The organism is Yoonia sp. JB2-21, from assembly GCF_055693545.1.
In genome coordinates, this window is record NZ_JBVFUC010000004.1 from 25,777 (window position 1) to 38,019 (window position 12,243).

12 protein-coding genes are annotated in these 12,243 nt (G+C 57.6%); 6 read left to right on the plus strand and 6 right to left on the minus strand.

Annotated features, from left to right (window positions below; translation table 11 throughout):
- Window positions 1–42: 42 nt before the first annotated feature.
- The 3 genes from ACZ1G5_RS18985 to ACZ1G5_RS18995 are packed head-to-tail and all read right to left on the minus strand — an operon-like array spanning window position 43 to window position 2,554.
- A complete protein-coding gene (locus ACZ1G5_RS18985; RefSeq protein WP_472734463.1) occupies window positions 43–942 on the minus strand; it encodes an NAD(P)-dependent oxidoreductase in 900 nt (299 codons plus the stop codon).
- The gene (locus tag ACZ1G5_RS18990) at window positions 939–1,850 is read right to left on the minus strand and encodes a sugar kinase (protein WP_472734464.1); all 912 of its coding nucleotides are present in this window, start codon (window positions 1,848–1,850) and stop codon (window positions 939–941) included. The genes ACZ1G5_RS18985 and ACZ1G5_RS18990 overlap by 4 nt, the downstream gene beginning before the upstream one ends.
- Window positions 1,851–1,852: 2 nt before the next feature.
- Window positions 1,853–2,554 (minus strand): FadR/GntR family transcriptional regulator, encoded by a 702-nt coding sequence (locus ACZ1G5_RS18995; protein WP_472734465.1) that lies wholly within the window; start codon window positions 2,552–2,554, stop codon window positions 1,853–1,855.
- 161 nt (window positions 2,555–2,715) lie between these two features.
- Between ACZ1G5_RS18995 and ACZ1G5_RS19000 the strand changes: the two genes are divergently transcribed.
- The 3 genes from ACZ1G5_RS19000 to ACZ1G5_RS19010 are packed head-to-tail and all read left to right on the plus strand — an operon-like array spanning window position 2,716 to window position 5,633.
- Window positions 2,716–3,828, plus strand: a complete 1,113-nt coding sequence (locus tag ACZ1G5_RS19000) for a mandelate racemase/muconate lactonizing enzyme family protein (protein ID WP_472734495.1) — start codon at window positions 2,716–2,718, stop codon at window positions 3,826–3,828.
- A 9-nt stretch (window positions 3,829–3,837) separates the two neighbouring features.
- On the plus strand, window positions 3,838–4,875 hold the full coding sequence (locus tag ACZ1G5_RS19005; RefSeq protein WP_472734466.1) for a zinc-dependent alcohol dehydrogenase: 1,038 nt from the start codon (window positions 3,838–3,840) through the stop codon (window positions 4,873–4,875).
- On the plus strand, window positions 4,872–5,633 hold the full coding sequence (locus ACZ1G5_RS19010; protein ID WP_472734467.1) for an SDR family oxidoreductase: 762 nt from the start codon (window positions 4,872–4,874) through the stop codon (window positions 5,631–5,633). The genes ACZ1G5_RS19005 and ACZ1G5_RS19010 overlap by 4 nt, the downstream gene beginning before the upstream one ends.
- Here ACZ1G5_RS19010 and ACZ1G5_RS19015 read toward each other — a convergent pair.
- From ACZ1G5_RS19015 to ACZ1G5_RS19025, 3 genes are read right to left on the minus strand one after another with little or no spacing between them, the layout of a single operon-like run.
- Complete coding sequence (locus ACZ1G5_RS19015; RefSeq protein WP_472734496.1) at window positions 5,630–5,938, minus strand: NAD(P)-dependent oxidoreductase; 309 nt, start codon at window positions 5,936–5,938, stop codon at window positions 5,630–5,632. The two genes, ACZ1G5_RS19010 and ACZ1G5_RS19015, sit on opposite strands and share 4 nt — an antisense overlap.
- A gap of 14 nt (window positions 5,939–5,952) precedes the next feature.
- The gene (locus ACZ1G5_RS19020; RefSeq protein WP_472734468.1) at window positions 5,953–6,579 is read right to left on the minus strand and encodes an NAD(P)-dependent oxidoreductase; all 627 of its coding nucleotides are present in this window, start codon (window positions 6,577–6,579) and stop codon (window positions 5,953–5,955) included.
- A complete protein-coding gene (locus ACZ1G5_RS19025) occupies window positions 6,579–8,375 on the minus strand; it encodes an IlvD/Edd family dehydratase (protein WP_472734469.1) in 1,797 nt (598 codons plus the stop codon). Before ACZ1G5_RS19025 ends, ACZ1G5_RS19020 begins: the two co-directional genes overlap by 1 nt.
- Before the next feature lie 251 nt (window positions 8,376–8,626).
- Between ACZ1G5_RS19025 and ACZ1G5_RS19030 the strand changes: the two genes are divergently transcribed.
- The 3 genes from ACZ1G5_RS19030 to ACZ1G5_RS19040 all read left to right on the plus strand — a co-directional run bounded on the left by ACZ1G5_RS19030 (window position 8,627) and on the right by ACZ1G5_RS19040 (window position 12,239).
- Complete coding sequence (locus ACZ1G5_RS19030) at window positions 8,627–9,646, plus strand: TRAP transporter substrate-binding protein (protein ID WP_472734470.1); 1,020 nt, start codon at window positions 8,627–8,629, stop codon at window positions 9,644–9,646.
- Between the two features lie 86 nt (window positions 9,647–9,732).
- The gene (locus tag ACZ1G5_RS19035) at window positions 9,733–10,614 is read left to right on the plus strand and encodes a TRAP transporter small permease subunit (RefSeq protein WP_472734471.1); all 882 of its coding nucleotides are present in this window, start codon (window positions 9,733–9,735) and stop codon (window positions 10,612–10,614) included.
- Entirely contained in the window at window positions 10,614–12,239 is a 1,626-nt protein-coding gene (locus ACZ1G5_RS19040) for a TRAP transporter large permease (protein WP_472734472.1), read from the plus strand. Before ACZ1G5_RS19035 ends, ACZ1G5_RS19040 begins: the two co-directional genes overlap by 1 nt.
- Window positions 12,240–12,243: the final 4 nt, after the last annotated feature.

Consider the following 12,243-nt stretch of genomic DNA (forward strand, 5'->3'; position numbering starts at 1 on the left):
AGCAAGTATTGACCCAAGCCCCTGGATTAGTCATGCCCAGTATCATTTTGCGCCCTTCCGGTGCAGCTCTGCGCCCACGATCTCTTCGATGACGCGGGTGCAGACCCAGTTGTCGCCGTCAGGATATTTCGTGCGGCCGGCATGGAAAATCTGCATGGCGGCGGCAGCAGTATGTAGCGGCACGCCCAGCTCTTCGCCTAGACCCATCGCAATGGTCAGATCCTTGTGCATGGTGTGAATGCTGCTGCCAGTACCTTCGAACTGCCGGTCGATGATCTTTTCCAACGCGTTGTTCACGACGCCACACCCCGCTGAAGAGGTCGAGAAGACGTCCAAAATCACCTGTCCTGACACGCCCGCCTTGGCAGCCAGTGCCGCCGCCTCGAACGTGGCCGAGAATTGAGCGCCAATCAGCGATTGCAGGCAGGCCTTGACGGTTTGCCCATCGCCGGGACGGGTGCCGACCCGGTGGATGTTGGCCGATACGGCCTCCATCACAGGTGCATACTGGTCGAGAACGGCATCCGCGGCGGCGGCCATCATCGTCAGCGTACCGTTTTGCGCGCCCGGAAAGCCGCCCGAGACAGGTGTGTCGATGAGATGCACTGAACTTTCAGCCATATCGGCACCAATTGCGCGGGCCTCATTGGGTTTGATCGTGGCGGACAGAATGATTGCGCTGCCCGGCTTCATCTGTGGGACCAGACCGTCGTCGGCAAGCATGACCGCACGGGCCTGATCGCCGTTCATCACCATCACAAAGACAGCGTCACACGCCGTGCCTATCGACGCGACGTCCTTCGCGGCGATCCCGCCCATATCCGCAAAGGCCGCACGCCGCGCGGGGTCCAGATCTATCCCGTGAGTTTCGAACCCCGCCTTCATCAGATTTTTCGCGAGGCCAGAGCCCATGTCGCCTAATCCGATCACACCGCATTTCATGATCCTGTCTCCTCTTGCATGATGGCGCCCTTGTGCCCGATGACCCGTGCCGCAAGTGCGTGGCCTGCGGTCATCGCTGTGGCATTATCCTTGCCCTGCAACAGTGCAGCCAGATAGGCCGCGTTGAAGCTGTCACCCGCTGCGGTCGTATCGACCACATCGACTTGCGCGTCAGGCACGTCAGCGCAGGTCCCATCCAGCCCGACCGGTCCCAGTGCGCCGCGTTTGAGCGCGCCTTGCGGGATACCGTATCCATTGAACCGCGCCAGCACCTGTGCCTCGGTGGTGTCACCAAAAAGGGCCATCTCGTCATCAATAGAGGGCATACCAATGTCGCAGGTTTGCCAAGCGCGCATCGTCTCTTGTCTGGCGAGGGAGGGATCGTTCCAAAGGTGTGGGCGATAGTTGCTGTCAAAAGCGACGACGCCGCCGGATTTGCGGAACGCGGCGAGCGCGTCGCGCAGACGTTCCCGATTTTGAGGCGACAGGATCGCCAGTGAGATACCCGAATAGTAGACATGGGTCAGCCCATCGAGCAGATCAGCAATGGGTGGCATATCGTCGTCGCCCAGGCAGCGTGCGGCGGCCATACTGCGCCAATAGGTAAAGCTGCGCTCGCCTGTTTCGTCGGTTTCGATGGCGTAAAGACCGGGGTTGCGCGTGGGATGTGTAAAGACACGTGTGGCCCCGATGTGGTGGGCCGTCATATGTGATCTGATCCGATCAGAGAAGCCATCACGACCCAAACCTGTCACATAATCAACCGCCCCGCGCGGCAGACGACGGGCCATATAGAGCGCAGTGTTGTAGGTGTCGCCGGCCACACCCAGTTGCGCGTCTGCGCCATCGCTGGCCACAAGTTCCAGCATCACCTCGCCCAAACAGCCAACCTTGATGTTGCGCGCCATCGTCAAAGATCGTCAAAGGTGCTGCTGACCTGACGCCAGGCAAATTCCAGATGGTCCCGGATCGCTGTTTCCGCCTTGTCAGGATCACGGCGCAGGATGGCGTCAAAGATCGCCTTATGCGCTTCGTAGTTGGTCTGGTTGCGCTGCGGGCTGCGTGGCATGACGCGCCAGTGTTTGGACAGCCATTGGGTATAGGCGCGGTGTATCGATGGCAGGGCGGGGTTGCCCGGGATTTCATAAAGAATGCTGTGGAAGTTAACATCGGTTTCATAAAAGAGCATCGAATCCTCGATCGCGTTTTTGTTCGCTTCCAAAGCCTCTTCCATGGTTTTGATATCGGCAGAGGATGCAAGTTTCGCGGCGTCGCGGACAAGAGATGCTTCCATCCGGATACGGATGTCAAAAAGGTTGCGTACCCCTTTTGGTTGGCCCAAGAGCTGGGTGACGATGCTGCCCAGTACATCCACGGCAGCGTCATATCCCGGTTCTGCCACGATGGGTCGGAAACCGGGCTGCGCTTTGATCAAACCTTTGCCGGCCAGCATGCGCACGGCCTCGCGGACAACCGTGCGGCTGACGCCATGGCCCTGTACGATTTCCCGTTCAGGCGGCAGTGGATCACCGGCCTTAAGTTCGCCATCGAGGATTTGTTTTTCAAATCTCGCGACAAGTTCGTCGGCGGCCCGGACTTTTTGATCTTTCACCGATGCACCCATCGTTTTCCTTTTGTGCCACACGTCAGACTATCGCGGTTTTCGTATAACCAAATGTGCCAGAAAGCAGAAAAATTACAATCATCAATCTTCTTCTGGACGCATCGAAAGATTTTTGTCATACCAAACTGACATTTTCAGCGCCCGTGAGTATGACAAGCATGGCCCAAATCGACAAAATTGACGTAAAGCTTTTTAACGTGCCCCTTGCGGAAGTGCTAACAGATGCCAAGCACGGCGACCACACGCATTTCGAATTGATCACGGCGACTGTTTACACCGCTGATGGCAATGTCGGGACCGGTTATACCTATACCGGCGGTAAGGGTGGGCGGGCTATAGCAGCCATGATTGTGCATGATCTGACCCCCTTTCTTGTTGGTAAGGACGCCGATGACATTGATGCGCTTTACGACGCGATGGGCTGGCATGTGCACTATGTCGCCCGCGGGGGTATTGCGTCCTTTGCAATCTCGGCTATCGATATCGCGCTGTGGGATATCCGCTGCAAAGCTGCGGGCGCGCCCTTGTGGAAGATGGCAGGCGGCGCGTCTGATCGGTGCAAGGCATATTGCGGCGGCATCGATCTCAATTTCTCGCTTGATAAACTGGTTCGCCAGACAGAGGGCTATCTGGAAGCGGGCTATAACGGTGTTAAGATCAAAGTGGGTCAACCTGATTTGTCTGATGACATCGCGCGGGCTGCCAAAATTCGCGATGTGCTGGGCCCCGACCGTGCCTTTATGGTTGATGCGAATTACTCCATGACTGTTCCGCAGGCGATCGAGGCGGCCAAGGCGTTCAAGGATCAGGATGTGCTATGGTTTGAGGAACCTATCAATCCTGATGATTACTTGGGGTACGGTGCCATCGTGGCGGCCACCGGCGTGCCGCTTGCGATGGGCGAAAACCTGCATACGATCTATGAATTCGGGTTCGCCTTCCGCGATGCGCGCCTCAGCTATATCCAGCCCGATGCCTCGAACTGCGGTGGGATCACAGGGTTCTTACAGGTGGCAGAACAGGCGCAGCTGGCAGGCATTCCTGTGTGCAGTCACGGGATGCAGGAGTTGCACGTCAGTTTGGTGTCCGCTCAAACCCATGCGGGTTGGCTTGAGGTTCACAGCTTTCCGATTGATCAATATACAACCCGTCCTTTGCAGGTCGAGGATCACCTTGCCGTCGCACCAAATGACGCAGGCATTGGTGTGACCTTCGATTGGGACAAACTTAACGCCGCCCATGCGTCGATGGGCGCAACCTGAGGAACCGATATGACAGATACTATTCAGGCCGCGTTTTATCGCGGTGATCGCTCGTTTTTTGTTGAAGAGACGACGGCGCAAGCCGCAGGTCCCGGCGAAGTATCCATCCGCACGGCTTTTTGCGGCATTTGTGGCACCGATATGCATGTCTATCACGGCAATATGGATGCGCGCGTTGGTCTAAACCGGATTGTCGGACATGAGATGTCGGGCGTGGTGTCTGCTGTGGGCACTGGCGTTGACAGCGTCAAGATCGGCCAAAAGGTTGTTGTGCGCCCGCTGGATCATTGCGGCGATTGCCCTGCCTGCCATGCAGGCCATCGGCACGTTTGCCACAAACTCAAGTTTCTGGGTCTTGATACTGACGGCGCCATGCAAGAGGTCTGGACCGTGCCCGCGCACACCGTGCACACGCTCCCCGATGATATGCGGCTGGATCATGCTGCGCTGATCGAACCGGTGGCAGTGGCCTGTCACGATGTGCGCATGGCTGCCCTCAAATCGGGCGAAGACGTGCTGGTCATCGGTGGCGGCCCTATCGGGATCTTGTGCGCTATGGTCGCGCGCGAGGCTGGCGGCAATGTCGTCGTGTCCGAGGTGAACCCGGCCCGTCTGTCCATTGCCGAAAAGCTGGGCTTTGACACGATGAACCCGAAAGAGGTTGATCTGAAAGAGGCAGTCCATAGCCGTACGGGCGGTAAGGGTGCTGATGTGGTGTTCGAGGTTTCTGGGACGCAGCCAGGTGTTGACGCGATGACGGCCTGTGCCGCAACCCGCGGGCGTATTGTGATGGTCGCCATCCACGCCCAGAAACCCCAGATCGATCTGTTCCAATTCTTCTGGCGCGAATTGAAATTGCTGGGCGCGCGGGTCTATGAGCCGGTAGATTATGACAAGGCCATTGCTCTTGTTGCCGCAGGCGGCATTGATGCGGATACGGTCATCACTGATGTCAGTCCGCTTTCTGATATTCAGGTGGCATTCGAAAGCCTCGACAGCAGCCCGACGGCCCTGAAAAGCCTGATCAAGGTGGGAGACGTCGCATGACCCTTTTTGATTTGACGGGTAAGACTGCGCTGGTGACCGGTTGCAAGCGCGGTATCGGGCGCGGCATGGCCGAGGCGCTGGCGGATGCGGGTGCTGATATCATCGGCGTCAGCGCAAGCCTTGAGACGGCTGGCAGTGCGGTGGAAGCGGCGGTGACTGCCAAGGGGCGCAAATTCGCGGCCTATCAGTGCGATTTTTCGGACCGTCAGGCCGTGCGTGATTTCGCCGCCCAACTGGAACGCGACGGTCATGCGCCTGATATCCTTGTCAACAATGCGGGCACCATCAAACGCAAACCGGCGGCTGATCATGATGATGCCCTGTGGGACGAGGTGATCGACGTGAACCTGTCATCCCAATTCATCCTGTCGCGTGAAATCGGGCGCGGGATGGTGGCAAGGGGTGCGGGCAAAATCATCTTTACCGCGTCACTGCTGACGTTTCAGGGGGGTATCACGGTTCCCGGTTATGCGGCCTCGAAAGGGGGGATCGGGCAGCTGACAAAAGCGCTGTCGAACGAATGGGCGCCGCATGGTGTCAATGTGAATGCTATCGCCCCCGGCTACATCGCGACAGACAATACCCAAGCATTGCAAGATGACCCGGCGCGGTCAAAATCCATCCTGGAGCGCATTCCCCAGGGTCGTTGGGGTACGCCGCAGGATTTCGCAGGCCCGGCAGTGTTTCTGGCCTCTGACGCCTCGGACTATGTCAACGGTGAAATTCTGGTGGTCGATGGTGGCTGGATGGGCCGCTAAAGCAGGTCTGCGCTTTCGGGGACGGGGGACAGCAAGGGTTTGCCATCCTTGAAAGCGATCAGGTTGTCGACAGCCAGGTCGCCCATCGCCTGCCGCGTCTCAACACTGGCGCTTGCGACATGCGGCAGCAGCGTGACATGCGGCATCCGACGCAGAGCATCCGGTATGTGCGGTTCGTTTTCGAATACATCCAATCCAGCGCCGCCCAAAGTGCCGGCCTGCAAAGCTGCGACCAACGCCGCCTCATCCACGGTTGATCCGCGACCGACGTTGATCAGGTTGCCGTCTGGTCCGATGGCGTCCATCACGCGGCGGTCAATCAGATGGTGGGTTGCCGCACCCCCGGTGCGATGTTGATCAGCGTGTCACACGCCGCAGCCATCGCCGTCAGATCAGCAAAGTAGCGATAGGGCACATCCTGTTTGCCGCGCCCATAATAGAGGATTTCAGGGCGCCAGGGCGCCAGCTTTGCGGCAATCGCCTTGCCGATCCGGCCCAATCCCAGAATCCCGACTTTACGTTCATCGGCTGTGCGCGGCAGTGGTAGGTTTCCTTCTGTGGCCCAGCGGCCAGAGCGCGCATGCGCCATCTCGGCCTCAAAGTTCCGCCAGACGCTCAGATAGAGCATCACCGCAGTTGTTGCGACCTCTTGGTTCAGCACACCGGGTGTGTGGGTGACGGGAATGCCCCGGCGCGTGGCCTCTGCCGTGTCAACGCCGTCATAGCCAACGCCAAGATTGCTGATCACGCGCAGATTGGGCAGACGCGCCATCACATCCGGTGCAACACCTGTCGGGCCGTCGGTCAGCAGGTATGTCACCTCAGCCCCGTGTTCATCCAGCCAGGTCTGCGGGTCCACATCCGCCAGGAAGGTCAAATCGAAACTGGCTTCAAGCCGCGTCCGCATATGCGCTGTGGCGTTTGATACGACCAAAAGCCGTTTCATCAGTGGCTGTCCCGGGGGATATTCTTGCGGGCTGTATCCTGATAGCTCGGCGCGTCGCGCAGTGTCATGCCGGTATCGAGACCGCCAGCAAGTTCGCGGAAATACTGCTGCCAGGGTGTCTGGCTTTCAGGCATCTGGTAGCCGCCAGCGGCGACAAGGGCGCGGGCCCGCTCTGCGAGTTCTTCCATCGACACCAGAATGTCGGCCGTGCATTTGCCCAGATCAATCCGCACCCGGTCACCGTTTTGCAAGAGTGCCAGACCACCGCCCGCAGCGGCCTCGGGTGAGGCATTCAGGATTGATGGTGAACCGGACGTGCCCGATTGCCGCCCGTCACCGATGCAGGGCAGGGCGGTGATGCCCTTTTTTAACAGATAGGACGGCGCGCGCATGTTCACGACCTCTGCCCCGCCAGGATATCCTTTGGGCCCGGCACCGCGCATGAACAGGATGCAGTTTTCGTCGATGTTTTCGGTGGGATCGTCGATCCGGTGGTGGAAGTCCTCTGGTCCGTCAAACACCACCGCGCGCCCTTCAAAGGCGTCAGGATCATCAGCGTTTGAAAGGTAGCGCGCGCGGAATTCTTCCGAGATCACGCTGGTTTTCATGATCGCACTGTCAAAGAGGTTGCCCTTAAGGTTCAGGAAACCCGCGTCCGTGACCAGCGCATTGTCCAGCTTGCGAATGACGTCCGTGTTGGTCGCCGCCTTACCGGTGCAATTGTCGCCCATGCTGTGCCCGTTGACAGTCATGGCATCGGGGTTGGGCAAAAGGCCACCAGCGATCAGTTCCGCCACCACCGCAGGCACCCCGCCAGCGCGGTGATAGTCCTCGCCAAGATATTTGCCGGCGGGTTGCAGGTTCACCAGTAGCGGCACTTTGTAGCCCAGATTTTGCCAGTCATCATTGTCCAGTGGCACGCCAAGATGGGCCGCAATCGCATTGAGGTGAATGGGCGCATTGGTTGATCCGCCGATGGCAGAATTGATGACAATCGCGTTTTCAAAGGCAGCACGCGTCATGATGTCGGACGGGCGCATGTCCTCCCACACCATATCGACGATGCGTTTGCCCGTTTCATAGCTGATTTGCGCGCGTTCGCGGTACGGAGCGGGGATCGCGGCGCTGCCGGGCAATTGCATGCCCAAGGCCTCGGCCAATGAATTCATCGTCGTGGCCGTGCCCATCGTGTTGCAATAGCCCACAGAGGGTGCGCTGGACGCTGCGATTTCCATGAATTCATCGCCGGTGATATCGCCTTTGGCCATCAGTTCGCGGGCCTTCCAGATGACCGTACCGGATCCGGCGCGTTCCCCGTCCCAATAGCCGTTCAGCATCGGACCCACGGACAAGGCAATGGCCGGGATATTGACGGTTGCGGCCGCCATCAGAAGGGCAGGCGTGGTCTTGTCGCAGCCGATGTTGAGCACAACGCCGTCAAGTGGATAGCCCTGCAAGGTTTCCACCAACGACAGGTAGGCAAGGTTCCGGTCAAGGTTGGCTGTCGGACGCTTGCCGGTTTCCTGAATCGGATGCACAGGCACTTCGATAGGTGTGCCGCCCGCGGCGATAATCCCGTCACGTACCCGTTTAGTCAGTTCCAGATGATGCCTGTTGCAAGGTGAAAGATCGCTCCCGGTCTGGGCGATTGCAATGATGGGTTTGCCGTCTTGCAGCTCTTCGCGGGTCAGCCCGTAATTGAGGTAGCGTTCGAGGTAGAGCGCCGTCATCTCAGGATCGCCTTCGCGTGCAAACCAGTCCCGCGAGCGCAGTTTGTCTTTGGTCATCTTAGTCATGTCGGGCTTTCCAATGCGAAGAGAGTGAGTCTGTCTTGTCCTACCATAAACCGTCCCAAAAACAGGCGCGACACAAAAATCAACTTTGGGGCCATCGGATGCTGCCGTCCTAAGTTGTTCAAAAATATGCCTTTCATGAGGGATTTCTGCGCCTAAATTTTCGTTGCCACATGGTGCGAAGCTGACTAGTTTGGTCATACCAAAAATAAAAAGCCGCCAAGGCATGTCACTACGGACTATGGGAGGAACGAATGTCCATTCTTAAGAAATTGACCCTAGCAGGGTCTGCTGCTGCGATGTCTATCGCCGCGTCGGCTGCGCACGCGCAGACCACAAACCTGCGGATTCAGACACACTTTAGCCAGGAAACGCTGTCTGGCCAGATGGCGGGCGAATTCATCGAAGACGTCACTGCGATGTCCAACGGTGAAATCCAGATCGAGATGTTCTATGCATCCTCGGTGGTTGCCTCTGCTGAAACTTTTGATGCGGCTGCAACGGGGATCCTGGACTGTGACATGACCGGTGGTGCTTACCAGACCGGCAAGAACCCAGCGTTTCAGTTTACCGGCGATCTGACCGGTGGCTATGCGAACCCTTATCAACAGTACGCATGGTTGCTGCATGGCGGCGGGTATGATGCGCTGAACGAGCTCTACAACAGTTACGATATGGAATTTGTCGGCTGGTGGATCCCTGGTCCTGAATCGCTGTCTTCGACGCGCCCGATTTCCGGTGTTGCCGATCTGGAAGGGTGGAAGTTTCGTTCACCTCCCGGTGTGATCACGCTGATCTTTGAAAACCTTGGCGCATCTCCGATCGTCATGGACTTCAACGAAATCTTCACAGCGCTTGAAACGGGCATCATCGACGGGGCCGATGCGGCCAACCTGACCAACAACATCGGTCTGGGTCTTTATGATATCGCCGAGCACACCAACTATCCCGGCTTCCACTCAATGCCTGCGGACCACCTGGCCTGCAACAAGGGGGTCTGGGATGCGATGCCCGCACATCATCAGGCGATCCTGAAGATTGCGATGCAGGCGCTTGCGCTCAAGAACACCACCATCAACGAAGTCAAGAACGCCGAGAACTCGGTCACCTTGGCCGTGCAAGGTCTGAACATGTACCAGTGGTCCGAAGAAGACATGGGCACCTACCGTCAGGCTGTGCAGGATGCATGGGTTGAGTTTGCAACGACGCCAGAAAGCCAGAACCTGCTGAACGCTCACCTGAGTTTCCTGCGCAGCATCGGTGCGATGGAATAATGCCTTTTGGCCAATAAACGCGGGGGCGGCATTTCGGTGCCGCTCCTTTTTTGTGAGGCGTTTGGGGGCCCGAGGAGAACCCCCAAATGATCCGCGCCAAAACACCAAATGACTTTCGGGGGACAGCCATGACAGAAAAGCAAACAGGAGGACCGGCCGAATGGATTTGGCCGTTTGCGTTTCTGATTTGTGCGGGATGGCTGGTCTGGCATATTCCCGCGTTCATTCTGGACTGGATACCACCTGAAAACGCGAGCCTGTTCACGCAGGTTTCTGAATTGCACACCCGCAAAGAGGTCTTGCAGGATATGCCGGGCCTGTTCGGCGGCTTTGCCAATGTCGTTGACTATGCTGCCCTTGTTCTGATGCCCATCTTTGCGGTTCTTGGCGCACGGTCCATTGTTGTCGCCCCGATGGAGTTCGAGCACTGGCGTCGCTGGGACGGATTTGCATTGTTCATCGGTCGGGTCACAATGATCATGATTGTCGTGATGACCAGCGTGATGCTTTACGAAGTGTTCATGCGCTACGTGGTGGAGGCCCCCACGAAATGGGCCAATGAGTTGACCCTATGGATCGCTGGCTTCGTCTTCTTGTGCTCGGGCCTTTATGCCATGCAGCAACGCTGCCACATCCGCATTTCGCTTTTGTATGATGTCGTGCCGCGTCCTGTGCGCAAGCTGTTTGATGTCCTGTCGACGTTCTTTATCGTTCTGTTTGCGGCGGGTGTTGTCTATGGCAGCTACACGCAGGTGTTTATCAACAAGCTCTATCGCTGGGAAATGTTTGGCACGGCCTTTGACCCGCCGATCCCAGCCACTATCCAACCCATGATCCTGATTATCATGTGTCTGATCGCGCTTCAGGCTGTGGCCAACCTGATTGCAGATTGGAACCTCGAGCCCGAGACATTCATCGTTGACGAAGATGAGATCGAGGCCATCCGCCGCAGCGTGGAGGGCAAGTAATGGATATCGGGACCATTTCCATCATCGTTGTCCTTGGGCTGATCGTGCTGTTGGCCATCGGGATGCCTTTGGGGTTTGCCTCTGCCGTTCTGGCGCTTGTTGTGATGGTGCTGAAGTTTGAGCCCGAGGTGCTGTTGGCGCCTTGGACCTTTGGTGAGGGCATGCTGACCGGCAGGCCGGGAACCGGCCCGCTTTATCTTCTGACGCAGAAGATATTCGATTTGATGACGCAATATGTGCTGATATCGGTGCCGTTGTTCATCTTTATGGCGGCCCTTCTGGAACGGTCGGGCATTGCCAAAGAGATGTATAACTCGCTGAATTTCTGGCTGTCACGGACCCGTGGCGGGATCGCGATTGTGACGTCCCTGATGGCGGTGATCATGGCCGCAATGTCGGGCATCATTGGGGGTGAGGTCGTGTTGCTGGGCCTGATCGCTTTGCCCCAGATGCTTCGGCTGGGGTACAATCAGAACCTTGCCATTGGGACGATCTGTGCGTCTGGGTCGTTGGGAACGATGATCCCGCCCTCGATTGTTCTGATCATCTATGGGCTGATCACGGAAACGTCGATCAAGGCGCTGTTTACGGGGGCCTTTGTGCCTGGGTTCATGCTGGCGATGATGATTATCGCCTACATCGTCATCCGTACGCAGTTGCGCCCCGAAGATGCCCCGCTGCCAGAGCCGCAACCGGGCGATCCAACAGCATCGGAAAAACGCGGCATGTTTGGCGGTTTCCTGTCGTTGTTGCTGGCGGGTGGGGCGGCGGTCTTGCTGGCGCGCGCACTGTTTTTTACGGTCACCGGCCAGAATATTATGGACGCGGGCGAAGATCCCATTTCGCTTGGCATGACATCCCACCTGATGCCGCTTGCAATAGCCTGTGGTGTTGGTCTGGTGCTGGCGTTTGGTGTTTTTGGGCGCAGTCGCACGATGCAAGGATGGCACCACGGCAAGGGACTTGTGCCGCCCCTGTTGGTGATCGGCGTTGTTCTTGGCTCTATCTATGGCGGGATCACTGGTATTACAGAGGCTGCGGGCATGGGTGCCTTTGCCGTCTTTATGATTGCCGTGTTCCGGGGCGAAGCCAGTGTTGGCCTGTTGTGGGACGCGATGATGCGCACCTTGAAGTCAACCGGTACGATTATCTGGGTGACCATCGGGGCGGCTGCTTTGGCCGGGGCCTATACGCTGGCCGGTGGACCAAATTACATTGCCAACCTTATTGTAGGGTCTGAAATGCCAACGATGGTGGTGCTTCTGACGATGATGTTGATCCTGCTGTTCATGGGCGCTTTCATGGATTGGGTCGGGATTGTTTTGCTGATCATTCCAGTGTTCCTGCCAATCGTAAAACGCCTGCCGATTGAGGAATTAGGCTTCATCGGACAGTTGGAGCCGCAGCATATCTCGATTTGGTTTGGCGTTCTGTTCTGCATGAATATGCAGGTCAGTTTCTTGTCGCCGCCCTTTGGTCCTGCGGCCTTTTATCTGAAATCGGTGGCCCCGCCGCATATTTCCCTGACCGACATCTTCAAAGGCTTCCTGCCGTTCATCGGTGTGCAGCTTTTGGCGCTGACGGTCTTGCTGGTGTGGCCAAATATCGTGACACTTCTGCTGTAGAGGA